This is a genomic window from Neobacillus sp. SM06 (assembly GCF_050496765.1).
GTDB lineage: Bacteria > Bacillota > Bacilli > Bacillales > Cytobacillaceae > JAEVLT01.
The window spans coordinates 1-23582 of sequence record NZ_JBNWEO010000015.1 but is presented as its reverse complement, the minus strand read 5'-3'; the positions used below and the strand labels follow the sequence as shown (position 1 = coordinate 23582).

Annotated in this window: 30 protein-coding genes; 7 read left to right on the top strand and 23 right to left on the bottom strand. The window is 42.0% G+C overall.

The genetic code is table 11. The features are described 5' to 3' along the window. Positions 1-95: 95 nt before the first annotated feature. From ACQYAD_RS09585 to ACQYAD_RS09505, 17 genes are all read right to left on the bottom strand, one after another. Positions 96-1580: a spore germination protein gene (locus ACQYAD_RS09585; RefSeq protein ID WP_430237652.1), complete on the bottom strand. Its 1485-nt coding sequence runs from the start codon at positions 1578-1580 to the stop codon at positions 96-98. Then, positions 1564-2142 carry a stage V sporulation protein AE gene (locus ACQYAD_RS09580; protein WP_430237650.1) on the bottom strand — a complete coding sequence of 193 codons (579 nt, stop codon included), beginning with the start codon at positions 2140-2142 and terminating at the stop codon, positions 1564-1566. The genes ACQYAD_RS09585 and ACQYAD_RS09580 overlap by 17 nt, the downstream gene beginning before the upstream one ends. A gap of 29 nt (positions 2143-2171) precedes the next feature. Continuing rightward, entirely contained in the window at positions 2172-2582 is a 411-nt protein-coding gene (locus ACQYAD_RS09575; protein WP_430238766.1) for a stage V sporulation protein AB, read from the bottom strand. 1 nt (position 2583) lies between these two features. Further along, positions 2584-3204: a stage V sporulation protein AA gene (locus ACQYAD_RS09570; RefSeq protein WP_430237649.1), complete on the bottom strand. Its 621-nt coding sequence runs from the start codon at positions 3202-3204 to the stop codon at positions 2584-2586. Between the two features lie 92 nt (positions 3205-3296). Then, the gene (sigF, locus tag ACQYAD_RS09565; protein WP_430237648.1) at positions 3297-4055 is read right to left on the bottom strand and encodes an RNA polymerase sporulation sigma factor SigF; all 759 of its coding nucleotides are present in this window, start codon (positions 4053-4055) and stop codon (positions 3297-3299) included. A gap of 12 nt (positions 4056-4067) precedes the next feature. Further along, positions 4068-4508 carry an anti-sigma F factor gene (spoIIAB, locus tag ACQYAD_RS09560; RefSeq protein ID WP_430237646.1) on the bottom strand — a complete coding sequence of 147 codons (441 nt, stop codon included), beginning with the start codon at positions 4506-4508 and terminating at the stop codon, positions 4068-4070. Positions 4509-4511: 3 nt separating this feature from the next. Continuing rightward, a complete protein-coding gene (gene spoIIAA, locus ACQYAD_RS09555; protein ID WP_430237645.1) occupies positions 4512-4862 on the bottom strand; it encodes an anti-sigma F factor antagonist in 351 nt (116 codons plus the stop codon). Between the two features lie 151 nt (positions 4863-5013). Next, positions 5014-6186: a D-alanyl-D-alanine carboxypeptidase family protein gene (locus ACQYAD_RS09550; protein ID WP_430237642.1), complete on the bottom strand. Its 1173-nt coding sequence runs from the start codon at positions 6184-6186 to the stop codon at positions 5014-5016. 109 nt (positions 6187-6295) lie between these two features. Continuing rightward, complete coding sequence (locus ACQYAD_RS09545) at positions 6296-7603, bottom strand: pyrimidine-nucleoside phosphorylase (RefSeq protein ID WP_430237640.1); 1308 nt, start codon at positions 7601-7603, stop codon at positions 6296-6298. 35 nt (positions 7604-7638) lie between these two features. After that, positions 7639-8457, bottom strand: coding sequence for a purine-nucleoside phosphorylase (locus tag ACQYAD_RS09540; RefSeq protein ID WP_430237639.1), 819 nt, complete (start codon positions 8455-8457; stop codon positions 7639-7641). A 14-nt stretch (positions 8458-8471) separates the two neighbouring features. Then, positions 8472-9659 carry a phosphopentomutase gene (gene deoB / locus ACQYAD_RS09535; RefSeq protein ID WP_430237637.1) on the bottom strand — a complete coding sequence of 396 codons (1188 nt, stop codon included), beginning with the start codon at positions 9657-9659 and terminating at the stop codon, positions 8472-8474. Positions 9660-9983: 324 nt separating this feature from the next. After that, the gene (gene xerD / locus ACQYAD_RS09530; protein WP_430237636.1) at positions 9984-10877 is read right to left on the bottom strand and encodes a site-specific tyrosine recombinase XerD; all 894 of its coding nucleotides are present in this window, start codon (positions 10875-10877) and stop codon (positions 9984-9986) included. Positions 10878-10885: 8 nt separating this feature from the next. Continuing rightward, positions 10886-11113: a YqzK family protein gene (locus tag ACQYAD_RS09525; RefSeq protein ID WP_430237635.1), complete on the bottom strand. Its 228-nt coding sequence runs from the start codon at positions 11111-11113 to the stop codon at positions 10886-10888. A 336-nt stretch (positions 11114-11449) separates the two neighbouring features. Continuing rightward, a complete protein-coding gene (locus ACQYAD_RS09520; RefSeq protein WP_430237634.1) occupies positions 11450-11911 on the bottom strand; it encodes a Fur family transcriptional regulator in 462 nt (153 codons plus the stop codon). Positions 11912-12021: 110 nt separating this feature from the next. Further along, the gene (gene spoIIM, locus ACQYAD_RS09515; RefSeq protein ID WP_430237632.1) at positions 12022-12666 is read right to left on the bottom strand and encodes a stage II sporulation protein M; all 645 of its coding nucleotides are present in this window, start codon (positions 12664-12666) and stop codon (positions 12022-12024) included. Between the two features lie 98 nt (positions 12667-12764). Beyond that, a complete protein-coding gene (locus ACQYAD_RS09510; protein WP_430237631.1) occupies positions 12765-13928 on the bottom strand; it encodes an endonuclease Q family protein in 1164 nt (387 codons plus the stop codon). Next, a complete protein-coding gene (locus tag ACQYAD_RS09505; RefSeq protein WP_430237629.1) occupies positions 13925-14479 on the bottom strand; it encodes an NUDIX hydrolase in 555 nt (184 codons plus the stop codon). The genes ACQYAD_RS09510 and ACQYAD_RS09505 overlap by 4 nt, the downstream gene beginning before the upstream one ends. Positions 14480-14550: 71 nt before the next feature. Between ACQYAD_RS09505 and mciZ the strand changes: the two genes are divergently transcribed. Next, complete coding sequence (gene mciZ / locus ACQYAD_RS09500) at positions 14551-14787, top strand: Z-ring formation inhibitor MciZ (protein WP_430237628.1); 237 nt, start codon at positions 14551-14553, stop codon at positions 14785-14787. 13 nt (positions 14788-14800) lie between these two features. Continuing rightward, positions 14801-15712: an aldo/keto reductase gene (locus ACQYAD_RS09495; RefSeq protein WP_430237626.1), complete on the top strand. Its 912-nt coding sequence runs from the start codon at positions 14801-14803 to the stop codon at positions 15710-15712. An 87-nt stretch (positions 15713-15799) separates the two neighbouring features. Here the strand turns inward: ACQYAD_RS09495 and ACQYAD_RS09490 are convergent, their stop codons facing one another. Continuing rightward, positions 15800-16039, bottom strand: coding sequence for a YqkE family protein (locus ACQYAD_RS09490; protein ID WP_430237624.1), 240 nt, complete (start codon positions 16037-16039; stop codon positions 15800-15802). 179 nt (positions 16040-16218) lie between these two features. Here ACQYAD_RS09490 and ACQYAD_RS09485 point away from each other — a divergent pair, with 179 nt between their 5' ends. The 3 genes from ACQYAD_RS09485 to ACQYAD_RS09475 all read left to right on the top strand — a co-directional run bounded on the left by ACQYAD_RS09485 (position 16219) and on the right by ACQYAD_RS09475 (position 18346). Continuing rightward, positions 16219-17136 carry a hydroxymethylglutaryl-CoA lyase gene (locus ACQYAD_RS09485; RefSeq protein ID WP_430237623.1) on the top strand — a complete coding sequence of 306 codons (918 nt, stop codon included), beginning with the start codon at positions 16219-16221 and terminating at the stop codon, positions 17134-17136. Positions 17137-17193: 57 nt separating this feature from the next. Further along, positions 17194-17334 (top strand): hypothetical protein, encoded by a 141-nt coding sequence (locus tag ACQYAD_RS09480; RefSeq protein ID WP_430237622.1) that lies wholly within the window; start codon positions 17194-17196, stop codon positions 17332-17334. 85 nt (positions 17335-17419) lie between these two features. Next, on the top strand, positions 17420-18346 hold the full coding sequence (locus ACQYAD_RS09475; protein ID WP_430237620.1) for an alpha/beta hydrolase: 927 nt from the start codon (positions 17420-17422) through the stop codon (positions 18344-18346). Here the strand turns inward: ACQYAD_RS09475 and ACQYAD_RS09470 are convergent. Beyond that, on the bottom strand, positions 18343-18669 hold the full coding sequence (locus ACQYAD_RS09470; protein ID WP_430237618.1) for an iron-sulfur cluster biosynthesis family protein: 327 nt from the start codon (positions 18667-18669) through the stop codon (positions 18343-18345). The genes ACQYAD_RS09475 and ACQYAD_RS09470 overlap by 4 nt on opposite strands. Positions 18670-18896: 227 nt before the next feature. Between ACQYAD_RS09470 and ACQYAD_RS09465 the strand changes: the two genes are divergently transcribed. Beyond that, the gene (locus ACQYAD_RS09465) at positions 18897-19103 is read left to right on the top strand and encodes a CDGSH iron-sulfur domain-containing protein (protein WP_430237617.1); all 207 of its coding nucleotides are present in this window, start codon (positions 18897-18899) and stop codon (positions 19101-19103) included. Positions 19104-19149: 46 nt separating this feature from the next. On the opposite strand, the gene ACQYAD_RS09460 is transcribed toward ACQYAD_RS09465, so the two are convergent. Both ACQYAD_RS09460 and ACQYAD_RS09455 read right to left on the bottom strand, forming a co-directional pair. Beyond that, a complete protein-coding gene (locus ACQYAD_RS09460) occupies positions 19150-19476 on the bottom strand; it encodes a YolD-like family protein (RefSeq protein WP_430237615.1) in 327 nt (108 codons plus the stop codon). A 20-nt stretch (positions 19477-19496) separates the two neighbouring features. Further along, complete coding sequence (locus ACQYAD_RS09455) at positions 19497-20756, bottom strand: DNA polymerase thumb domain-containing protein (protein WP_430237613.1); 1260 nt, start codon at positions 20754-20756, stop codon at positions 19497-19499. Positions 20757-20903: 147 nt separating this feature from the next. Here ACQYAD_RS09455 and ACQYAD_RS09450 point away from each other — a divergent pair, with 147 nt between their 5' ends. Continuing rightward, positions 20904-21107, top strand: a complete 204-nt coding sequence (locus ACQYAD_RS09450) for a YqzH family protein (RefSeq protein ID WP_430237612.1) — start codon at positions 20904-20906, stop codon at positions 21105-21107. A gap of 272 nt (positions 21108-21379) precedes the next feature. Here ACQYAD_RS09450 and ACQYAD_RS09445 read toward each other — a convergent pair whose 3' ends face one another. Continuing rightward, positions 21380-21961, bottom strand: a complete 582-nt coding sequence (locus tag ACQYAD_RS09445) for a nucleotidyltransferase family protein (protein ID WP_430237611.1) — start codon at positions 21959-21961, stop codon at positions 21380-21382. Positions 21962-22282: 321 nt separating this feature from the next. Then, positions 22283-23505, bottom strand: a protein-coding gene (locus tag ACQYAD_RS09440) for an IS3 family transposase (RefSeq protein ID WP_430237610.1) whose coding sequence is annotated in 2 segments (ribosomal slippage) — positions 22283-23217 and positions 23217-23505 — 1224 coding nt in all. Because the reading frame shifts where the segments join, the coding sequence is not laid out codon by codon here. Between the last annotated feature and the right edge of the window lie 77 nt (positions 23506-23582).

Genomic DNA, 23582 nt, shown 5'->3' with positions numbered 1-23582 from the left:
GCAGAATCCCATAAAGATGCTGCCTATTCCATCCATAGTCACCTTATATAATTAAAATTACTTTAGCATAACAAAGCAATTTCTGCAATGAAATTTTATTGTTCATTTGGCGGCTGCCGATATTGATTTCTCGGATGGACAATACTTGGTCTAAGCATCGACCCCGGGACAGCCCGACGGATAATAATTTGCAGAAAACCTTTTGGTTCAAATGGCAAAAAAGGCCAAAAATACGGCGTATTAAGTGCCCTCGTATGAACAAGGAAGATGAAAAGCAATGCTGTTCCTATTACAAAACCAGGGGTATGGAATAGCGATACTAAAATAAGCAGCGTTAATCTGGCAATTTTATTGGCTACGCTTAATTCATAACTTGGTGTTGTAAACGTACCGATACCAGCTACGGCAACATACAGAATCACTTCCGGTACAAACAGGCCAACGCTGATCGCAATCTGCCCGATCAACACGGCTGCAATTAAACCCATCGCCGTCGACAGAGGTGTTGGTGTATGGATCGCGGCAATCCTTAAAAATTCAATTCCGAAATCAGCAAGGAAAATTTGGATGATAATCGGAATATTCGTTTGTTCATTTGGCCCGATAAACGAAAGATTTGGCGGCAGCATCGATGGCTCTAATACAAATAAAAGCCAAAGCGGCAGCAAAAAGATCGAAGTAAGTACGCCGAGGAAGCGCGTCCAACGGACAAATGTACCCATCGCCGGTGATTCCCGGTACTCTTCGGCATGTTGTACATGGTGAAAATAAGTTGTCGGAGCGATGATCACACTCGGTGATGTATCGGTAAAAATAATAACATGCCCCTCAAGAAGGTGTGCTGCTGCTACATCTGCCCGTTCTGTGTATCTAACAAGCGGATATGGGTTAAATCCTTGCTTTACCAAAAACTCCTCAATGGTTTTATCTGCCATCGGTATTCCATCAGTGTTAATCGATGTAATCTCTTTGCGAATAATATTGATCAACTCCGGGTCAGCTACATCCTCCAAGTACGCAATGGATACATCCGTCCTAGAACGTTCACCAACCTTTAGCATTTCAAACCTTAGCCGTTCATCGCGAATTCTTCTTCTTGTTAATGCCGTATTTAAAATAATATTCTCAACAAACCCGTCGCGTGAGCCTCGGACAACTTTTTCCGTATCCGGCTCTTGCGGTTGTCTCCCTGGATAGCTTCTGACATCTACTGCAAGAGCAGTTCCTGTTCCTTCCAAAACAACGACAATCTGGCCTGAAAGAACAAAAAGCACGAGCTCATCAAGCGTTTCAATTGGCTGTACCGATTGGTTGACAAGCCTGTTATAAACAAGATTGTATAAATTTGTTGACAGTTTTTCATGATCATTCAGTTCGACTAATTCTTCAATCAGCTCAATGATATAGCGGGTGTCACACAGACCATTTACATAGTAGATATGTACATCTTTTTTTAATACTTTCAGCTTTCTGACACCTAAATCAAAGCTAATTCCCAAGCCAACCCGCTGTTTCATGAAATTTTCTACTTCATGTACAGATTCCGGAATAGGCCATTTTTGCTCAGTTTCTCTTGTCAAAAAAACCACTCCTTTCTAAAATCAGTTCAACTGCCTTTCTCGTAATCGGCGCTCCCCGTTCAAAATGATCCCGTTTTGCCATTTTTCCAATATCGCCAATTCCGACAATCAATGGGACATCTAAATGATCAAGACAATAAACCGTATCGCCATTTAACCGGCCCATTTCAAGTTCCGGTATGCCAAATTTATCAACGCCATATGGCGTTAATTCACCATCACGATCAATGCAAACGTCAATCCTTGTCCATTCTGCCTGTCTTGTTTTCGAGGCAACTGCGATGATCCCAAGTACTTCAATGTCGGGGTGCCCGGCAACGTATTTCAAGGCCTGTTCTCCAGGACCTTCCCCAACTAATCCACTATCATCAAACATCACAAGCACTGGATCATGAGGTGTCTGTTTGATTAAGTGAACAAGTTCTGGCCCGGTATGAACAGAAGGATTTCCTTGTGACATCGAAATGCAGCGTCCGCCGTTTTCTTTTGCTACATATTCTACTGTGCGCCTCGCATATTCATCCCCATCTGTTATTAAAATCACGCGCCTTTGAATACTCATACCTAACTATCCTTTCTTGGCGAAATCATCTAGTGGTGAATAAAATATACCCATTGAAAAATAGAGCCAAAGATTTTACCGAGTACAATCGCCATCAACAAAGAGATAATTTTCCCATCAATCCCCATTCTTTTCGCCAAAATCGGAAGCACATTCAGCACTTCCGTCAAACCGGCTGCCAGCATTCCGTAAAACACTCCCCCTGTTAGTCCAATCGGAATTAAAAAATACTTGGATAGCCCTATAACAGGATTTCTTAGACTGGCCATCACGCCTGCAAGCGCCCCGATCACTACAGCCCATTCATACAAATGAATCATTTTCATCGTCTTCGATAGTTGAGTCAATCTGGGGATAATCCCAAGCACGGACAGGAATGCTACAAACCCAGCACCAACGGCCAACCCGCTCGCTGTCCCAATAAACACCACTGCTGCCATTTTAATGATTATCAAGGCGTTTCATACTCTCTTTGTTTTCATGAATAATCACGTAACTATCCAAATCCATCTGGTAGTTGAACATCTCCACTTCCAATGGACTCGGCTCTTCGTTGATCCGCTTTTTAAACACATGGTTAAAAAACAAGATCATCCCAAGACCTAGTCCAATTGAGTAGGGGATTTGGAAAAGAAGGGGTTTCGGATTTTTCAAACCAGTAATCATCGTGTAGAGCTTTTCCTGCACACTTTGCATACTTACATCATCATGGAAATTCATAATTCCCATTGCCGACCCGAAAAATAACAAAAACCAAATTAAAAGAAAAAAAGGAATGGAGACTCCCTTTTTCTTATAGATCACTTCAATAATAGTCTGCGCAGGACCAATGGTTTGAATATCCGTTTCGGTGATCAATTCGGTGATCATCCCAATTACTTTCATCACATCAATGATGACAATGTTTTTATCTTGTTTCGAAACTTGATGAACAACAAGGTTTTGTAATGCGGGTAATATCTGTTCTGGGGCAATAATTTGGGCTGTATCCTCTAATCGCACTTTTTCGTAAAGCCGGGCTTGTACGCGATTACGCATGCGAATGTAAATCGTTTTCTCCAAGACACTCACTTCCCAAACATTGATTTCCTCGTATGGATAGTATGAGTAAATCAGAAGTATTTTATAAAAGTAAAAATAAAAAATCGTATGAATTAAGAATCCATACGATTTTTCATTTGTTTTAAGATTTTTTTTTCGAGCCTTGATACCTGTACTTGGGAAATCCCCAGCCTTGCGGCAACTTCTGATTGCGTTTGATCCTTATAATACCGCAAATAAACAATGAGTCTCTCACGTTCTTCCAATTCAAGAATTGCTTCTTTTAAAGCAAATTTATCGAACCATTTTCCTTCATTCCCATCATCAATTTGATCCAAAAGTGTGATGGGGTCGCCGTCATTTTCATAGACGGTTTCATGGATGGAAGAGGGGGCTCTGCTTGCTTCCTGGGCAAGAATGATGTCCTCAGGTGAAAGTTGCAGATGTTCGGATAGTTCATTTACTGTCGGCGTTCTACCGAAAATCTTGGACAATTCATCTTTTGCTTTTCGGATTCGATTTCCCATTTCTTTTAACGATCGGCTCACTTTGACTGTCCCATCATCACGGATAAATCGCTGGATTTCCCCGATAATCATGGGCACCGCATACGTTGAGAATTTCACATCATAGGTTAAATCAAATTTGTCAACCGATTTAAGTAAACCGATACACCCAATTTGGAAGAGATCGTCTGGGTCGTATCCCCGATTTAAAAAGCGTTGGACAACTGACCAAACAAGCCGCATATTTTTTTCAACAATCCTATCGCGGGAAGCCTGATCTCCCTCCTGGCTTTTTTTAATCAGTTCCTTGACCTCATGATCTTTTAAATACGTTTGACTTTTATTGTTCTTGACCTCCACATCCATAGGCAAGTCTCCTTAATTGCACAGCATTTTGCGGGATTGTAAATGCTTTCGTAATTTGACCTCGGTTCCGCTGCCCGGCTGTGAATGAACCTCTATTTCATCCATGAAATTCTCCATGATTGTAAAACCCATACCGGAACGTTCTAAATCCGGCTTTGTTGTAAATAATGGCTGACGAGCTTCCTCCACATCTTCAATGCCAATTCCAACATCTCTTATACTGAGTTCAACAACTTGATCGTCAATCGTTACCTCAATATAGACAATGCCATTTGGATCATGATCGTATCCGTGAATAATCGCATTCGTAACCGCTTCTGAAACAACCGTCTTAATTTCGGTTAACTCGTCCATTGTTGGGTCTAGCTGTGCGACAAAAGCCGCAACTGTTACCCGGGCGAATGATTCATTTTGGCTAAGAGCACTGAATTGAAGCTTCATTTTGTTTTTCATCGATTAAGCAACCCCCAATCTTTGCAAAGCAAATTCTTCTGTCGGGTCCAGGCGGATGATTTTAAACAAGCCCGACATATCGAATAATCTTTGAATTGCTGGGGAAATTGCGCATACTGCCATTTCTCCGCCCGCTTGCTTGATCTGTTTATATCTGCCCAAAATCACACCTAACCCTGAGCTGTCCATAAAAGTCAGCTGCTCCAAATTCAAGACAAGATGGCGAATATGATTCCTTTCAATCGCTTCCGATGCTTTTTCGCGAAGCTCTTCAGCAGTATGATGATCCAATTCTCCGCTTAATCGAATGCACAAAACATCATGGATTCTTTCCATTTCGACAGTTAGACTCACTATGCCTGGCCTCCTTATCTGGTATAGTGAGTCAATTCTCTATCGATAGCTCAATCTCCTTCATCTAAGACAAAACTAGTTGATATTCGCTAAAAAAAGTGTCTGACGGCAAGAATTCGACAATGACTTGTTCAACTAAGAGAGCCTGCTGTTATTCTCCCGCTCTTGTAAACAAACCGAAGGCACGTTTATAAAGAGACCACCAGCCAGCTTCTGCTACATTTTGTTTGGCAACAATCGGGCTTTCGAGCAGCACCTTCCCGTCTTTTACAAGCCTGATCGTCCCCAATGTGTCGCCTTTTTGAATGGGGGCTTTTATGTTCTTGTTATAAACAACCTGTTTTTGAATGGCATCTGTTTTTTCACCTTTTTTTGTAAGCAGGGAAAGGGGCTCACTTGTAACAGCTTCAACTGTTTTTGTTTTTCCTTTGCTTACACGGACATTTCCTACCGTTTGATTGCGTTTCATTACCGGATGGGTTTCATATTGACTAAAAGCGTAATCGAGCATTTTCGTCACCTGAGCGTTCCGTTCTTTGGAAGTAGGTGCCCCAAACACAACCGCAATCACCCGCATACCGTTTTTCTGTGCAGTGGCAGTCAAGCAATATTTGGCTTCTGCCGTAAAACCGGTTTTTAAACCGTCTACCCCCGGATAAAAACGAACCAATTTATTGGTATTAACAAGCCAGAATTTTTTATCGGTATTTTCACGGAGGTATGCTTCATACATTCCTGTAAACTTTGTAATATCTTCATACTTTAAAAGTTCTTTCGCCATGATGGCCATGTCGTGGGCAGTACTGTAATGGCCGCTGACTGGCAGACCGGTAACATTTTTAAAATGCGTATTTTTCAATCCTAATTCTTTTGCCTTTTCATTCATTTTTTCAACAAAAGCCTGTTCAGAACCGGCAATTCTTTCGGCCATGGCAACAGATGCATCATTTCCGGAACCGATCGCAATACCCATTAACAGCTGTTTTGCTGTCATCTCTTCGCCCGGCTCTAAAAAGATTTGCGAACCGCCCATTGAAGCGGCATATTCACTTGCACGAATTTTCTCATTCCAACTGAGTTTCCCTTCATCCATTGCTTCCATAATTAGCAGCATGGTCATAATTTTTGTCATGCTCGCCGGTGGAAGCTCTTGATTGCTATTTTTTTCGTATAAAACTTTACCGGTATCCCGCTCGATCAAAATTGCAGAGCGAACATTATTGACTAAATCCGGACTACTGCTCTCCTTCGCAAAGGCCGAAGGATTCCACATTGCTAAAAGCAGACTAGTGATCACGAAAAATACGGTGGCGATACGTTTCATTCCATAACCCTCCATTCTTTATACGCACCATTTTTTCCAAATCGGACACTTTTATACAATCTTTTCCTCCTCTTTTGTAAAAAAAATCCGGGAGAGTTCTCCCGAATCATCATGGCTCTGTTATTTCTTCATAGAGTAAAATCGGCGCTTCTACTTTTGAAGCGGAAATGGTAATAGCGTGGTTAAGCTTCTCTTTAATCTCTGTTATATTTTCAAAATTGCTGTATAGCGTAACCAATGATTCCCCTTTTACGACTTTGTCGCCAATTTTCTTTCTTAAGACAAGCCCGGCCGCAAGATCGATCGAGGATTCTTTTGTGGCTCTTCCTGCTCCTAAAAGCATGGCCGCCGTTCCAATCTCATCGGCAGTCATTTCTGCAACATAGCCATCTTCTTGGGCTTCAAGTTCAACTTGATACTTTGCCTGCGGCAATTTTTCAGGATGATCGACAATCGATGTATCTCCGCCTTGCGAACGTACAAACGTTTTAAACTTTTCCAATGCCTTTCCCTCTTCGATTGCCTTTTCTAGCCGTTCACGGGCTTCTTTTAGCGAACCAGCTTTTTCTGCGAGAAAGACCATATGGCTGCCAAGGGTTACGCATAGCTCTGTTAAATCTTTTGGGCCCTTTCCTTTAAGCGTATCAATGGCTTCTTTTACTTCAAGCGCATTGCCAATTGCATAGCCAAGCGGCTGGCTCATATCTGAGATGACGGCCATCGTTTTTCTGCCAACATTATTGCCAATTTGAACCATTGCCTTGGCCAATTTCCTTGAATCGTCGAGCGATTTCATAAATGCCCCGGCACCGGTCTTGACATCAAGAACAATTGCATCTGCACCCGCGGCAATCTTCTTGCTCATAATCGAACTGGCAATTAGCGGAATGCTGTCAACGGTTGCTGTCACATCCCTTAAAGCGTACAGCTTTTTATCAGCTGGAGTTAGATTCCCGCTTTGACCGATAACCGCAATTTTATTTTGATTAACAAGTTCAATAAATTCATCGTTTGCAATTTCAACATGGAATCCTTTAACCGACTCAAGCTTATCAATCGTTCCACCGGTATGTCCTAAGCCGCGTCCCGACATTTTCGCGACTGGTACGCCGACTGATGCGACTAATGGGCCTAAAACAAGGGTCGTTGTATCGCCGACGCCTCCTGTTGAATGTTTATCGACCTTTATTCCTTTAATTTTCGACAAATCGATTTGTTCCCCCGATTGAACCATCGCCATTGTTAAATCGGCACATTCCTTTTCAGTCATCCCTTTAAAGAATATCGCCATTGTCAAAGCACTCATCTGGTAATCAGGAATCGAACCTTCTGTATAACCTTGAATCATAAAGTGTATTTCATCCGATGATAATTCGCAGCCATCCCGTTTTTTTGCAATCAAATCCACCATTCTCATTCATATCACCACTTCAATCGAAATTAAAAGCTTTTCTAAGCGAGATTGCCGACAATTTCCTTTACATATTTAAGGAAGTTTTCCCTGACCCTCTCGGTTGTTTCGATCACTTCGTCATGGGTTAATGGCTGATCAAGAATCCCAGCAGCCATATTGGAAATGCAGGAAATTCCTAAAACCTTCATACCGCTGTGGCGGGCAACAATTACCTCAGGAACCGTTGACATTCCAACCGCATCCCCGCCTAACGTTCGCAGCATTCGAATTTCTGCAGGGGTTTCATAGGATGGCCCTGTGTTGCCGACATAAACACCCTCTTTTACTTCAATTTGCAAGCGGGAAGCAATTTCTTTCGCCGCTGTCCTTAGTTTTTTTGAATAAGCCTCGGACATATCCGGAAAGCGTACCCCAAGACGGGAATCATTCGGACCGATTAGCGGGTTGGAACCCATATTATTGATATGATCTGTGATCAGCATTAAGTCTCCTGGTGAAAAACGTTCATTTACACCGCCGGCTGCATTCGTCACAATTAACATTTCTACTCCCAGTTGTCTCATCACCCGTACAGGGAAGGTCACTTTGTCAAAACTGTACCCTTCATAAAAATGAAAGCGCCCTTGCATGGCCACAACTTCTGCTCCATTCAATTGTCCAAAGACAAGCTGGCCCGCATGACCCGCTACCGTTGATACAGGGAAATCGGGAATTTCCTGATACGGAATTTTAACAGGATCGACGATTTCATCTGCCAGCATACCGAGTCCTGAACCCAATATCAATCCCATTTTCGGTGTTTGACTGTATTTCGTTTTTAAAAATTGCGCAGCATTTTGAATTTTTTCGAATTCCATCTTTATTCCCCCAGTTAACGAATCAATTCATCCAAAAAGCTTTTCCCGTAATTCGGCTGCTTTACTTGGAAGTTCTCGGCAACAGTCGCCCCTATATCCGCAAATGTCTGTCTGAGCGGTATTTCTTTTCCTGCCTGCATCTGTTTTGAATACACAAGCAATGGAACAAATTCACGTGTATGATCTGTTCCATGATGGACGGGATCGTTTCCATGGTCGGCGGTAATGATCAAAAGATCGTCTTTCTCCATCTTGGCAAAGACTTCCGGCAGGCGGGCATCAAATTCTTCCAGCGCCTTCCCATACCCAATTGGATCGCGGCGGTGCCCATACAGTGCGTCAAAATCAACCAAATTGACAAAACTTAAACCTGTAAAATCCATCTTTAAGGTGTCAATCAACTTATCCATTCCATCCATATTGGAAACGGTTCTGATTGCGTTTGTAACCCCTTCTCCATCATATATATCAGAAATTTTGCCAATGGCAATCACATCGAAGCCTGAGTCTTTTAATTCATTCATGACCGTGCGTCCAAATGGCTTTAAAGCATAGTCATGACGGTTGGCAGTTCGTTTAAAGCTACCGGGTTTTCCGATAAACGGTCTTGCAATTACCCGGCCTACCATGTATTTTTCATCAAGCGTCAATTCGCGGGCGATTTTGCAAATTGTGTACAGTTCTTCAATTGGAACAATGTCTTCATGGGCGGCAATTTGCAGGACGGAATCCGCTGAAGTGTAAACAATCAAGGCCCCGGTTTTCATCTGTTCTTCACCTAGTTCAACTAGTATCTCCGTTCCGCTTGCAGGCTTATTGCCAATCACTTTTCTTCCCGTTCTTTTTTCCAATTCAGAAATCAGTTCCTGCGGAAATCCTTCCGGAAATACTTTAAAAGGTGTTTTGATGTTTAACCCCATGATCTCCCAATGTCCTGTCATCGTATCTTTACCGTTCGATGCTTCCATCATTTTTGTATACACTGCAAGCGGTTTTTCCGCCTTTTCTATCCCTTTTATTGGCCGAATATTACCAAGCCCAAGTTTTCCCATATTCGGCATATGAAGGCCGTTCATTTTTTCAGCGATATGACCGAATGTATCTGCTCCCTTATCGCCGAATTTTTCGGCATCTGGCGCTTCGCCAATCCCAACAGAATCCATTACGATTAGAAAAATTCGCTTGAATGTATGTAAGCTCATTTATGTTTTTCCTCCCTCTGTGGATGCGTTCCCATAATCAATCATTTTCCTATCACTAGGGTTTCCCTTTCTAGAATGGATTAAACGAAAAATAGATGTAACATGTCAGAAGTCTGACATCTTTATTTTAACAAATGAATTTGAAAACACAAGAAAAAGCTGCCATTCTTTCTGGCAGCTATAGCTGTGTTCTCAACAGAATTTATATCCATTAATTCTAAACGCACGACGGGCAGGATAAGGAATTCTTCGGCAGCTTAATCATCGCTCGAAGGATCGCCAATCGGCGAATTTTCTTTCTGTTCTTCTAATTCTGGTAATCTGTTAAGCTCGCGGATGGAATTTGCTGTACACATCTTTCAACCTCGTCTTTGTTACATGGGTATAAATTTGCGTTGTCGAAATATCTACATGCCCCAGCATTTCCTGAACAGCCCTCAGGTCTGCCCCGTTTTCAAGTAAATGGGTAGCAAAAGAATGCCTCAAAGTATGCGGTGTCAGTTCTTTCTCAATGCCGGCCTCCTTCGCCAGCTTCTTGAGGATTTTCCAAAATCCTTGGCGCGTCAGGCGTTGTCCATGATGGTTGAGAAACAAGGCATTCTCTCGGTGTTTTTTCGAAATAAATTTTGGTCTGCCGTTCTCCAAATAATGTTGGAGAGCTTTTGTGGCTGTTTGGCCAATCGGGATGATTCTCTCCTTGTTACCCTTTCCAATACAGCGGACAAACCCCATTGTTAAATGCGCATCTCCCATGTTCAATCCGATTAGTTCACTCACGCGCATTCCGGTTGCATATAGAATTTCAAGCATTGCTTTGTCTCTTAGTCCGTAGTGATCATTTTGTTTAGGCGCTTCCAGTAGGGTTTCAACTTCTTGCTGATTCAATACTTTTGGAAGGGATCTTTCGAGCTTGGGGGTTTCAATATGGACGGACGGGTCATGGTCTGTTGCCTTTTCCCGAATTAAAAATTGATGGAAAGCTCTTATTGATGCAACATGTCTTGCAAGCGTCTTGGATGACTTCCCTTGCTCTTTCAAGAAACCAAGAAAATGAACGATATGTACCCGCTGTGCTTCGTTCAGACTGTTTATTTTTTCAACATTTTTCAAATACTGCGTGTAGTTTTTTAAATCACGCTCATAAGCGGCGATTGTATTTTTCGCCAGCCCCTTTTCAACCATGACAAAGTGGATAAAGTCTTTCAGTTGATCTTCCATCCGATTCATTACTCCCCACTTAAATAAAACAAAATTAATCGGTCCAGCATAGACGAATTCCCGTCTTGGACTGGGTTCGACACTTTCAGCGCAGACCCTTTTGGTGCATCATAGCGATGATAATTTTGATACTCTTCATTCACCCACATAATACCATAATAAAACAGAATCGTGCACCCTGTGAATAAAATAAAAACCTTTAAGGATTGCAAAAAAAGCTTCAAATAAGAAAACATACCTTTTTCCCCCGTTACAAACGTTTAGTACAAGGTATGCCAATTTAGACAGGTTTTATACCTCTCCCGTTATAAAGAAAACTCAGCAAAAACCGCCCGGTCCTTTTTAGTTTGGCGGATAAACGGAGGCTGTTGATTTCCGCTCCAGGCACTCGCTTTCCGGGCGACGTGCGGGCGAAGCCAGTAGTGACCGGTTTACACTGAAAAACAGGTGAATCGGTTAATAGAAATGCTCTTCCCTATAAAGGCGTCTTTTCACAAAAAAGGGGCAACAAATAAATTCTGATAGTATAAGAAAAAAGCCTTTTTGCTTTTGCAAAGGCTTTTTACACTTTACTACGATTCTTCCTTTGAATGGTTTTTTTCCTGACAGCGATGGCATATGCCATGGAAGGTCAGACGGTGGTCTTTTATTTTAAACTTCCATTTCTCTTCGACAGTTGCTTCCACATCTTCGAGTAAATCTTCCTGAATTTCATCCACTGCTCCGCATTCAATACAAACAAGATGATGGTGAAAATGAGCAGCTCCTTCTTGGCGCAGATCATAGCGGGAGACTCCGTCACCAAAATTTATTTTATCGACAATTTTCAATTCAGTCAGCAATTCAAGCGTTCGATACACGGTTGCCAAACCAATTTCAGGCGATTTTTCTTTCACGAGGAGGTATACGTCTTCCGCACTTAAATGATCCTCTTCATTTTCCAGTAAAACTTGAACGGTTGCTTCACGTTGTGGTGTCAACTTATAACTTGATGAATGCAACTGTTTTTTTATTCTCTCGATTCTAGTTTCCATCCGAAGTGCCTCCCTCGCCTCTTTTCTTTCTCATTATAACAGATGGGAAACTAGATTCAAAATAAAATTATTATAATCTCAATGCGAAAATTTTTATTAGATAATAATGATTATAGTTTGATTGAATGGATAACAGATTTCATTAGACCTGGCGAAAGATATGCCTCAACCGCTGCTGCTGCTGAAAGTAAAAGGACGGCAGCAGTTAGAGCCACGATGTATTGCTTAAATAATGGCAAGATTGGCTGTGCAAATTTTTTCATGAATTGCTTTTTAATCATTTTTATCGAGAAAGAGATGCTCATTACGGCCATGATAATAAAAATCGGAATGATAATAAGGTTTTGCGGCAAAATGGATACTCCCGCCAACAGGAAGCCTTTCCAGCTCATTTGACTGACTAAAAAACCAACCGTAAAGCCGACAACCATTCCTTTTAAAAAGAGAAGAATCAAAATAATCGGCAGGCCGATGATTGAAATGCCAAGCACCCACATTAAGCCAATAAATTTACTATTGTGCAAAAGGCTTTGGATAAACAGATCGGTCGATTCCTGGATATTCCCATCGGAAACTTGTCCGAAAAATTGTGATAAATAATAAAAGAGATCTTGCTTTTGGGTAATGCTCATACTGTTGACGACGATCGCGCCAAAAATAACCCCCATTAAAAACAGTACGACAACAAATAAAAAAATTGAGGAATGCTCACGGAAATAACTGGCGGCAGCGTTCTGGTAGATTCGTTTTTTCAATTGCGGTTCCTCCTGACATTTGGTTACTAAATTGTATGCCTGTCCGCCGCAACTATGACAAAAAAACCGGATGTCGTTTTTAACAACCGGTTTTTGTCTTATTCAGCTATTTTTCCGTATTTGCCTCCGCCTCCCGCGTGCAAGTTCAAATTTCCTTCCCTTGCTTTCATTATGAAATCGGCTATTTTTTCGGGGATAACTGCCTTCATTGCTTCATATGGAACTTCGTGTAAAATCGCCATTTCTGTGCCAAAGTGTTGCAGAAGTTTATCAAGTATTTTTGGACCAAGTCCCGGGATGAATTCAAGCGGAATCTGGTGGATATATGGCGGCCTTGATATTGGACCCTCTTCTGCTGTTTTTAATTCTACTATTCGATCCGCCACACCTTTAATGATTCTCTCCTTGCCACAATGCGGGCAGCTCCCCGTTTCTGTTTTCAACTGGTTTAAACAATGGGCACAAACCGTTTGATGGTATTTTCCAAGCTTTGGATCCAATCCATAGTTGGCAAGGATTTTTCTGCCTTCTTGTCCTTTTAAAGCTTTTTCCAATTCCTTGAAAGTTGGTTCTTTCATCGCGACGACTTGATATTCCCGGGCAATTTTTGCTAGTGAATGGGCATCTGAATTGGTTACAAATGGGTATGGGTGCAATTCAGCCAATTGATCCGCCATTTCCGTATCAGAGCTTAGTCCAAGCTCAATCCCATCAATGAGACCCGGGTCAAGAACTTCACTGAACGAACGTTGAACACCTTTTCCATATAAACTTTTAAATGGAGTAAATACATGGGCGGGAATAAATAGGCCGCCAAATTCCTTTACCTTTTGCTGCAGCTCTTTTGCGGTTGTGTACACCCTTTGTGAGCTAAGCGTAACGTTTTTCAAATGGCCTGAAAGCCAGGTAGAGAACGATCTCATGATTGCTATTGTTGGAAAATAGCAAAGCAAATGAATCGGTCCGTGGCAATATTCATCATAAATTTCCAGCTCTGAACCGGGGATAATCGTCAATGTATCGTAAATCAATCCCCCGTTAGGATGCTGGATGATTTCACCACTTTCCATCAGGCTTTCGATTTCAAGAATCACTTCAGGCGAGTGGCAGTCAATAATACCGATCATATTCAGCCCTTTTTCATTGCGGGCATGCTCAATAATGTTTGTAAAGGTTAACGATTTCGCTCCCGTTATTTTGACCGGTTTGCCTGTCCATGTCCGACCAATGTGAATATGCAAATCAACATAATAACGGTTCATTTTTGTTCAAGCGCCTTTTGCAGTTGAAGGTATTGCACCGCGTACACAGTCTTAGCATCATAAATTTTTTGATCTTTGATATACTGGACTGCTTCCTCAAGCGTCAATTCTTCAAGGTTCACAAATTCGTCTTCATCAAGAGAGGCGGCGTTTTCTTTTTTTGATAGACCGGTTGCGATATAGACGTGAACCAATTCATCAGCAAACCCGGGTGAAGTATAGAACGAAACAAGCAGCTCCATCTTTTCACAAACATAGCCGGTTTCTTCCTCCAGCTCTCTACGCGCACAAACGGCTGGTTCTTCCCCCTTTTCCAACTTGCCCGCAGGGATTTCCACGATTGTTCGTTCTAATGCTTTCCGGTATTGCTCAACCATGACGATTTTATTGTCATCTGTTAATGCTATAACTGCCACGGCTCCCGGGTGCTTAATGATTTCCCGCTCCGTTATTTTTCCGTTTGGGAGCTCCACCTCTTCAATTTGCAGGCGAATAATTCTCCCTGAAAATAGTTCTTTCGTTTGGATCGTTTTTTCTTCAAGGCGGTTCAAATTCCTCACTCCTGTTCTAATCCACTAAGATCTGCTCATACATTTTATCATAATTCGATTGGAGGCGTTGAATGGTGAAAATCTATGTTCATGCGCAAGGAGTTGTTTTGGCTGGAAAGGCTTGGGAGGTTGGGGAAAAATTAAAAGAATATCAAAAGCTGTATTCAACGGTAGCGGAATGGGCGGGACAAGCAAATAGATCGGAATCAACTGACACACCAGTCGATTTAATGACATATCGGCTGAATCGTTATCAGAAAAATTTGTCACCTCACTCGAATTTTATTAAAATAAAGAAAACAGACTAGACTGAGGTGAAATATGAAGAAAAACCGGCTTGGAAACTCAGATATATATGTGACAGAATTAGGGTTCGGGTGCATGTCGATTGGAACAGATGAAAAAGCGGCCCAAACGATTATTGCAACAGCTTTAGAAGAAGGCATTAATTATTTTGATACAGCCGATTTATATGACCATGGCGAAAATGAGCGGATTGTCGGAAACGCCTTAAAAACTGTACGTGACCAAGTGGTTATTGCAACAAAGGTTGGTAATCGCTGGAATAAAAATGGTGCGGGCTGGTTCTGGGATCCATCAAAAGCCTATATAAAAGAAGAAGTGAAAAGCAGCTTAAAAAGGCTTGGCACCGATTATATTGATCTGTACCAGCTTCACGGCGGGACAATCGAGGATCCGATTGAAGAAACGATTGAAGCTTTTGAAGAATTGAAATCTGAAGGCTTTATCCGCTATTATGGAATCTCATCCATTCGCCCGAACGTAATTCGGGAATACATAAAAAAGTCTTCCATCGTCTCTGTCATGATGCAATACAGTATTTTAGATCGCCGCCCGGAAGAAGAGGCGCTGCCGCTTCTCCATAAACATGGGATCAGCGTTGTTACCCGCGGGCCATTGGCGAAAGGCCTTTTAAGTGAAAAAATGCTCGAAAAAGCGTCTGCGAACGGTTATCTGGATTACAGCTTAGAGGAGTTAAATATGCTTTTGCCAGCACTTAAAGAAAAACTGGCACCTTCCCGCCTGTTTAATGAAATTGCCTTTCAATACAATCTTGCCCATCCTGCTGTAGCCTCTGTTGTTGCCGGCGCAAGCAGTCCTGAACAAGTAAGAGAAAATGTCAAAGCAGTGCAAAGCAAACCGCTAACCGAGGAAGAACTAGTCTTGATCCGCGAAATTTCAAAGAATTCCCTTTATAAAGAACACCGGTAAACGAAAAGGGCTCCATGCTGATCGAAGCAGAGCCCTTTACTTTTTGCGGCCGCTCCACTCAAAAGCTCGCCACCTTTCGCGGCAGCATTATTTAAAATCCTTCCAGTTCATATCGCTTTCTTGCAAAAGTTCTTCAAAGGATTTCTTTTTTTCTTTTAATCTTCTTTCTTCCCGTTTTCTTTGTTCTTCTTCCATGCGGTTTTCCTCCGCCGCCTTTAGCTCTCGCTGCTTTTCCTTTAACAGCTTTACTAACTCCTGATTCATACGATCCCCGAGCGTTACCGCAGCATCGTCTTTTTTTGGTTTTTGCCTCTGGTGTTTTTTCATTCACTACGCACTCCTTTAACTCGTTCAAACCTATTATATCATTTTCCAATAGAAAAGCTTAGAAACAAACAACCATCTGCTTTTCACTGCCGTTGCCGTATTTATTTTCCAGAATTCAGATTATTTATTCTTTTCCGAAATACCCTTCCATACAATAAAAACGAATGGAGGGGAACATCTTGACTTTTCAACTGCCGAAAAAGGTGACGATTGTTGAAGTGGGACCGCGCGACGGTTTGCAAAATGAAAAAAGCTTGATCCAAACAGACATTAAAAAGCAATTTATTGCCGAACTTAGAAATGCAGGAATCAAAGAAATGGAGTTAACATCTTTTGTTTCCCCTAAGTGGGTGCCGCAGATGACCGATGCTGCTGAAATTGTTGCCGATTGTCTCGGGAGCGGTGCCCGCAGCATCGTTCTTGCCCCTAACCGCAAAGGAATCGACCGCGTCTACATGACCAATTGCAGAGCCGTTGCTGTATTTGTCGGCGTCAGCAACACGTTTAATCAAAAAAATATCAACAAAACGACAAAGGAAAGCCTTTCTGAGCTTCAACCCATTATCAGCGAGCTGAAAGAAAAAGGTTATTTCGTTCGCGCCTGCATTTCCACTGCGTTTTATTGCCCTTATGAAGGAAAAATCAACTCTACGGATACGCTTGAGTTATGCCGTCAGTTTGTCCGTTTTGGGGTGGATGAATTGAGTGTTGCCGATACCATCGGAATGGCTGTGCCGAATGAAGCATATTTTTTATTTTCCCAGCTAAAGCAGGAATTTCCCCGCACGCTTTTAACCGCCCATTTTCATGATACACGTAAGCTTGCTCTTGCCAATATCCTCGCTTGTCTACAAGCTGGAATCGACCGTTTCGATACCTCTGCCGGAGGACTGGGCGGCTGCCCGTTTGCTCCGGGGGCGGCTGGCAACGCGGCAACAGAGGATGTCGTCTACATGCTAGAGCGAATGGGGATTGACACCGGGGTGGAGCTTGGGAAACTGATTCGGGCGGTTGAAGTGATTCGACCCCATCTTTCCAGACCGATTGAAAGCACGTATTTTCGCTTTTATCAACAAACGGCTTCTTTCAGCGAATAAGCCTTGCTGCAATGAACCATCTTAAGAAATGACACCAGTATGGAAGGAGAAAGAACCATGAGTCAGAAGCGTGATAAAGGATACAGCCAAAAAGGAAAAGACTACGCAGAATCAGCAGGTGGCGGAAAGCGACTGATTGCGGCGGAAGAGCTGGAGAAAGCCCTTCACCCGACAAAACGGCAAAATTCCGAGCAATAGAATCACTTGTTTGTAAGCCGCTGATGGTTGAAGCGGCTTTTTTTCATGCTACAATGAGAATAGATTTGTTCTGGAGGTGTTTTCGATGAAAAAAACCTTGGGCATATTGGTTAGCGCTCTCTTCTTTTTCCTTTCCATTGGTTTGTATATTTCCAATCGGCTGATGTACATAAAAAAGAAAGAAGAGCAGCAAATTCTTGAACGAGAGGTAAAGGCCGGAAGATTAAATATGAAGAATTTTTCTTCCCTTCCAAAACGGGAGGTCAAAATCCATTCTCCCTTCGGCTATCCGCTTCATGCGTTCCTTGTTGAACCGCATGACACAAACCGCTATATCATTATTGCTCATGGTGTAACTGAAAATAAATTCAATTCGGTCAAATATATGAATCTTTTCCTTAAGCGCGGTTATAATGCGCTGATCTATGACCACCGGCGCCACGGGGAATCCGGCGGAAAAACAACGAGCTACGGTTATTACGAAAAGTTTGATTTGAAAGCCGTCGTTGATTGGCTGAAAAAAGAAAAGGGTGCTGATCTTTTTCTCGGAATTCACGGCGAATCAATGGGGGCGGCAACCATGCTTTTGTACGCCGGCATGCTTGAGGACGGAGCAGACTTTTACATTGCCGACTGTCCATTTTCCGATTTCAAGGAACAGTTCCGCTACCGGCTGAAAAGAGAAATCAAACTGCTGCCGCCCGCCCTGTTTGTCCCGCTGACCGATCTCTTTTTACGGCTGCGTGACAAGTATTCATTTGCTGACATTGCACCGATTTCGGTCATCCAGAACATTCAAAAACCCGTGCTATTTATTCACAGCGAAAAAGATGATTTTATTCTGCCATCCATGACAAAAGAGTTATACGAACAAAAACAGGGGTCGAAAATGCTTTATCTTGCAAAAGAAGGCCTGCATGCCCAGTCGTTCAATGAAAACAGCCAGGAATATGAAAAAGCAATTGATCAATTTCTGCAAACCTATGCGGAATCCGTGGCCATGCCGACTTAATTTTTCTGCAGGATGAAGCTCATATGGCCATTTAAAAATTGCTGCGGGCTCTTCAGCTGAAATACCTGTGACGTTTTGGAAAAATCGATCGTCATGTTTTCATCAAAAAAGACTTCCTTTGCTTTCGGTATATACACGGGGCGGTCGTTCGTTTCGATTTTGATATCGTCTGCTTCCAGCTCTGGCACAAACCATAAGACTACAACGCCATTTACCGCGCAGCCGCAATCATCTGTATCGTAAACAAGTTTTAAATAACCTGTCTGCTCTCCGATTTTCTGATTGATTTTCGTGATTGCTGTCTCTGTGATTGCAATTTCCATGTTTAAATCTCCCCCTTATCGGTATAAGATGATTGTATCACATGTTTTTTCAGGCTGCTGTACTGTTGCATCTTCAACCTATTTTTACTATTCTTAAAAACGAAACTATTTTTAAATGAACACTTGCCGACTGGCGAGTCCTTTGGACGAAGACAGAGGCGTAGTTGAATTTATGCGTTCAGAATTTATCCATATAAATTCTGATTAGCCAAAAAAGGGGTGGAAACATGTCAAAAGTTCAAATTAAAGTAAATGATAATGGTTCGCTTCGTATCACGGGCGATGTTGAATTGCTTGATGGCGAAGGCAATGTGTACGAAACGAAGCCAAGCTTTTCCCTTTGCCGCTGCGGTTTATCCAATAACAAGCCGTTTTGCGACGGCAGCCACAAAGGCAAATTTGAGTCGAAAGTCCGCGTTGCTGAAAATGAATAATGGATTGGTGGGAGCGGTTTTTACAAGCCGCTCTTTTTATGCTTAGCTAAAAGCGGATATCTGCGATTGAGTTCAAAGAAACCCGATGCAGTTCATCAAACTTGTCAACCACATGGAATGTCTGGGTAATCGCATCCCAATAATGAATTTTTCCAATCAAAATTTCATAGTTTCGATTTTGATAGTGCGTAATATGCACCCACTCGTTGAATTCCATCGCCTCAGCAGCAATCTCATTAATGTGTTCAAGCTGCTGCTCATCCAGCTCCTTTTTCTGTTCATACGTATCTTCCTTTACCCAGTCCCGCAGCAATTTCACATGCTCCGGAAGCATCATCGCTGTCCACTTAATTTTCCCACGGTCGCGAATCATGGTCCTCACTTCTTTCTTTATTACATTTTGTGCCCGCCAACAAGCGTTGCCCGCTGTTTGGCGGTTCCGGCAGCTGTATACGAAACCGCACGCAACAGTGCGCCTGAACCAAAACGATCGCGGATGCGGTCGACAACATAGCCGAGCTGCCTTCTTTTCTCTGCACCAAGATCAAAAAGGCTTAACTGCACTTCGCGATCATCGGTGATAGCGCCAAGCGTAATTGAAATATTTCTAACCGTATGCCCAGTATAATTTTCATAAAATAACTCAAGGCAGACACGATAAAGCTCCATCGTCACATTTGTCGGCTGCTCGATCGTTCGTGCGCGATGAAAACCACCGCCGAATTCTTCTTTGCTGTAGCCAATTCCAAGGCTGACCGTTCTTCCTGCTTTCCGATGGGTTCTTGCCCGGCGTGCAACCTCCTCACACATTTCTAAAATGACATGCCTAATTTCTGCATCATCTTTATAATCCCGCAGCAAAATTTGACTTTTGCCAAAGCTGATTTGCCCTTCAATAAGCGGTGCCCCCAAATCGGAAAGATCGATTCCCCAGGCGTGATAATAAAGCTGGTTGCCCATAATTCCAAATTTCTTTTCCAATTTTTCTAAATCATAGCGGGCTAGTTGGCCGACGGAGAAAATCCCCATGCTGTTGAGCGTTTTTTCAAGGCGTCTGCCAATTCCCCACATTTCGCGGAGCGGGGCAATGCTCCACAGCTTTTCAGGAACATCGGCAAACGTCCACTCGGCAATCCCTTTCTTCTTTGCTTCAATGTCCAGACACAGCTTTGCCATCAGCATATTCGGCCCAATCCCGACCGCACAGGGCAGTTGAAATTCCCGTTCAATATCGTCCTTTATTTTTCGCGCGATCGTCTTAGCATCCCCCCACAGATGCAGGGCACCATCGACTTTAATAAAACTTTCATCGACACTGTACGTATGGATCGCCTCTTTCGGCACATAGCGGTTAAAAACACGGGAAATTTCCGTGGAAATCCGCAAATACGTTGCCATTTTCGGTTCGATTACGCGAATTCGCGGATCATTTGGGATTTCAAACAGCCGGGAACCGGTTTTGATGCCAAATTCTTTTTTTAAACGGGGTGAAGCGGCAAGCACCACACTCCCTTGCCGCTCCTGATTGCCGACAACCGCTACATAGCAAGTAAGCGGATCAAGTCCTTCGATCACAGCCGCACAGCTTGCGTAAAAGCTTTTCATATCCACGCATAAAATTTTGTTCTGCGGCAATGCTTGATACTCAATCATAGAAACCCCTCCAAAAACCAAACATAAGTTCTATACCATTCTACCCATTATTTTAGGCGAATATTCGTTCGTATTCAATGGAAATTTTTATTGGGGATGGTTCGGATGGAAAAATTTACGCTATAATAGGTATACGGGGTGGATGCAATGGATAAACGATTGATTGAGAAGATGATTCAAAATTGCTTAAAACAATATGATTCCGATCGGGAAACACTGCCGGTTGGTTTAAGGGAAATGGACAAGCTTTACAGCCAAATTTATGCAGTGAAAGCAGCGGAACCTGAGGCGGATTTGTATGAAATCGTCAATGATGTTGTTTATGAATTTTTAACAGCGGGGGAAAATTGAAAATTTGCGGTCTTGTTTAACTTTTCCGGCCATGCGTTCGAAAGATATCCTAGCAAATTGCAAAAAAAATAATACTCTAAAAGATCCGAGTATTTTTCAAAATTAATTCTTCTTGCTACCTTTTTCGCTCTTTTTCTTTTTCGCCCCAAGCGAAACGGAGATGACCGCAAATAAATCACCAATTAATGTTAAAACCGCACTCATAGTAAGCCCCTCCTTTAATGAGCAATACCTTCTTTTATTTTAACACTTTTTTCCTTTTTGCAACATCTTTATTTTGATATAAAATCGTGAATGTGGTAAATTTTCAGTTTATTCCAAGTTTCTTTCCAATTCTTTTTTGTTATCCTGTCTTCATAAATGGCCGCTCGTTCTTTTGTCTCAGTAAAAAAGGGAGTCGGCTTCACCTTTAAATTGACAAGATCATCAATGCCCCAAGGAACTGTTATGATTACTTGCTTTTTCTCATCCAATTTTACGCCTAATGCTGTCGCTGTTTCGGGAAATTTGGAAATAGCGTCCACAGCTGAAGAATACGGGGACATTTTGCTTTTAACATGCATTCTTGCTTCATTTTTTACTGACCAAGGAACATGAGGCATAAGAAATTCAAGTTCCTTTTCAAGTTTCTTTTCTGCAAATTCATCCGTATTTGCCGGTGCAAAATAGATGACATCAACATCCGGCAGAGGAGTTCTTTCAGTAAAATGGTGTAAGGCATCCCAAATTTTCGATCGAACAAATCCCGCACAAATCCACCAATCAGGCAAATTCAATGATCTTACCGATTGCAATATTTCCATCATCCATTGATCATCTTTAATTATCGAAATAATTGTTTCTTCATTCAACATTTTAGAATGCTCCTCAAACATGTATTCCGTTCACCATTCTTTGTCCTCTTTCATTGCAATTCGAGCAAGACAAAAGAGGTATTCCTCGGATTAACCCCCGAATTTTGGACAATATCTCTCTTATTCTCTCATTTCCATTGTTTTTTAAAATTGGATTGTCTTTCGTTATTCTTCAAAAAGGCCATGCTGCTTGACAAGGAGCCTCTGCGGGCATGACTTCCCAGCCGAGCAGCCAGATGTCACAACATCGGCATCGCCAAACAAGGCTATCATGCCCGCCACTCCTAATCAAGCTGGTGCTTTGGCTGAAGTTTGGCACTGTTACACTCGAACTTCCTTAATTACTAATGAACCCTGATTCTCATAGAATTCTTTTGGTGATAGATCTAGAATGCTTGAATGCATTCGTCTTTCGTTATAAAATACCATAAACTCTGTGACGACTTCATATGCTTGTGCATATGTTTCAAATTGCCATCTAGATAGGCAATCGTCCTCAAAAATCCGATGAAATGATTCGATATGGGCATTCATATTTGGCGTTTTGGGCGGTATTCTTTCATGCTCTATTTTATAATTTTCACAAAACTCCTCGAAAGTATGAGAAATAAACTGTGGTCCATTATCTGTTCGGATAACAGGTTTTTCCAAAGCATTAAGTAGTTGGCGTTTCAGTAGTGCTCGTTGCATTGCTTGATTGACATCGCTGCCTGTACAACTCAAGCCCATATGATAATCGACAATCCCCCTGTCATAAACGTCAATAATTGACATGACAAAGAAAAAGCGGTCTTCACCTTCAACAAATCCGTATTTTATATCGGCTTCCCACATTTGATTTGAGCTAGTAATGATGCGATTTCGTGCTAGTTTTCTAGGATGCGAGACTTTTTTCTTACGCTGTGGACGTAAGATCCCTAATTCTTTATATAATCGGTACACTTTTTTCTTGTTAATGACGAGGTTATGGTTCCGATAAAGAAACTTTGTGAGCTTGCGATAGCCATAGTTATAGGCATCGCCGGCAATCCCCTCTAATAAAAACTCCTTGATCTGTTCATCTGATACTTTTTGGCCGTCCTCTTTGTAAGAATAGCCTGGTGCTGGACGTCCCTCACTTACTTTTTTCTCTTCCACACGGTAGTTTTTTTGATAATAGTAGGTGGAACGAGGAATACCAATGATTTTTAGCACCACTGAAATGGAGTAGCCTTTTTGAATCCACTTTTCAGCTACTTCAAGTTTTTCAGCAAGTGAGGGTTTTTCTTTTTTATAAGATCACGTAAAATCGCGATTTCAAGATCTTTTTCACCTAGTAGTATTTTTAGTTTTTCGTTTTCTTTTGACATCTCTTTTGGATCAAGATCAGGCATAACTGTGACATCTACATCCCCGTATTGCCCGTTTTTATATTCGGTACACCAACGGCCTACCATATTAGCATTAAGATTATAGCGACGAGCCACTATTGCTTTATTGCCAGTCTCCAAAACCTCTTTTATCACTTGTAGTTTAAATTCTTTTGAATGTTTTGTTCGTGCCATGATGACAACCTCCTTGGTACATTAAGTAGTATAAAATAGATCACTCTTATTGTCCAAGTTCATTTTGGGGCTAATGA

What these genes read in the sequence shown, in the direction of transcription:
- xerD (WP_430237636.1), bottom strand. Translation starts at nt 10,877, where the DNA reads ATGGAAGATCAACTGAAAGACTTTATCCACTTTGTCATGGTTGAAAAG.
- ACQYAD_RS09495 (WP_430237626.1), top strand. Translation starts at nt 14,801, where the DNA reads ATGAAGAAAAACCGGCTTGGAAACTCAGATATATATGTGACAGAATTA.
- ACQYAD_RS09450 (WP_430237612.1), top strand. Translation starts at nt 20,904, where the DNA reads ATGGATAAACGATTGATTGAGAAGATGATTCAAAATTGCTTAAAACAA.
- ACQYAD_RS09445 (WP_430237611.1), bottom strand. Translation starts at nt 21,961, where the DNA reads ATGTTGAATGAAGAAACAATTATTTCGATAATTAAAGATGATCAATGG.
- ACQYAD_RS09540 (WP_430237639.1), bottom strand. Translation starts at nt 8,457, where the DNA reads ATGGAATTCGAAAAAATTCAAAATGCTGCGCAATTTTTAAAAACGAAA.
- deoB (WP_430237637.1), bottom strand. Translation starts at nt 9,659, where the DNA reads ATGAGCTTACATACATTCAAGCGAATTTTTCTAATCGTAATGGATTCT.
- ACQYAD_RS09545 (WP_430237640.1), bottom strand. Translation starts at nt 7,603, where the DNA reads ATGAGAATGGTGGATTTGATTGCAAAAAAACGGGATGGCTGCGAATTA.
- ACQYAD_RS09470 (WP_430237618.1), bottom strand. Translation starts at nt 18,669, where the DNA reads ATGGAAATTGCAATCACAGAGACAGCAATCACGAAAATCAATCAGAAA.
- ACQYAD_RS09575 (WP_430238766.1), bottom strand. Translation starts at nt 2,582, where the DNA reads ATGGCAGCAGTGGTGTTTATTGGGACAGCGAGCGGGTTGGCCGTTGGT.
- ACQYAD_RS09490 (WP_430237624.1), bottom strand. Translation starts at nt 16,039, where the DNA reads ATGAAAAAACACCAGAGGCAAAAACCAAAAAAAGACGATGCTGCGGTA.
- mciZ (WP_430237628.1), top strand. Translation starts at nt 14,551, where the DNA reads ATGGTGAAAATCTATGTTCATGCGCAAGGAGTTGTTTTGGCTGGAAAG.
- ACQYAD_RS09460 (WP_430237615.1), bottom strand. Translation starts at nt 19,476, where the DNA reads ATGATTCGCGACCGTGGGAAAATTAAGTGGACAGCGATGATGCTTCCG.
- ACQYAD_RS09520 (WP_430237634.1), bottom strand. Translation starts at nt 11,911, where the DNA reads ATGGAAACTAGAATCGAGAGAATAAAAAAACAGTTGCATTCATCAAGT.
- ACQYAD_RS09480 (WP_430237622.1), top strand. Translation starts at nt 17,194, where the DNA reads ATGAGTCAGAAGCGTGATAAAGGATACAGCCAAAAAGGAAAAGACTAC.
- sigF (WP_430237648.1), bottom strand. Translation starts at nt 4,055, where the DNA reads ATGGATGTGGAGGTCAAGAACAATAAAAGTCAAACGTATTTAAAAGAT.
- ACQYAD_RS09465 (WP_430237617.1), top strand. Translation starts at nt 18,897, where the DNA reads ATGTCAAAAGTTCAAATTAAAGTAAATGATAATGGTTCGCTTCGTATC.
- ACQYAD_RS09525 (WP_430237635.1), bottom strand. Translation starts at nt 11,113, where the DNA reads ATGTTTTCTTATTTGAAGCTTTTTTTGCAATCCTTAAAGGTTTTTATT.
- ACQYAD_RS09550 (WP_430237642.1), bottom strand. Translation starts at nt 6,186, where the DNA reads ATGAAACGTATCGCCACCGTATTTTTCGTGATCACTAGTCTGCTTTTA.
- ACQYAD_RS09510 (WP_430237631.1), bottom strand. Translation starts at nt 13,928, where the DNA reads ATGAACCGTTATTATGTTGATTTGCATATTCACATTGGTCGGACATGG.
- spoIIAB (WP_430237646.1), bottom strand. Translation starts at nt 4,508, where the DNA reads ATGAAAAACAAAATGAAGCTTCAATTCAGTGCTCTTAGCCAAAATGAA.
- ACQYAD_RS09475 (WP_430237620.1), top strand. Translation starts at nt 17,420, where the DNA reads ATGAAAAAAACCTTGGGCATATTGGTTAGCGCTCTCTTCTTTTTCCTT.
- ACQYAD_RS09580 (WP_430237650.1), bottom strand. Translation starts at nt 2,142, where the DNA reads ATGAGTATTCAAAGGCGCGTGATTTTAATAACAGATGGGGATGAATAT.
- ACQYAD_RS09455 (WP_430237613.1), bottom strand. Translation starts at nt 20,756, where the DNA reads ATGATTGAGTATCAAGCATTGCCGCAGAACAAAATTTTATGCGTGGAT.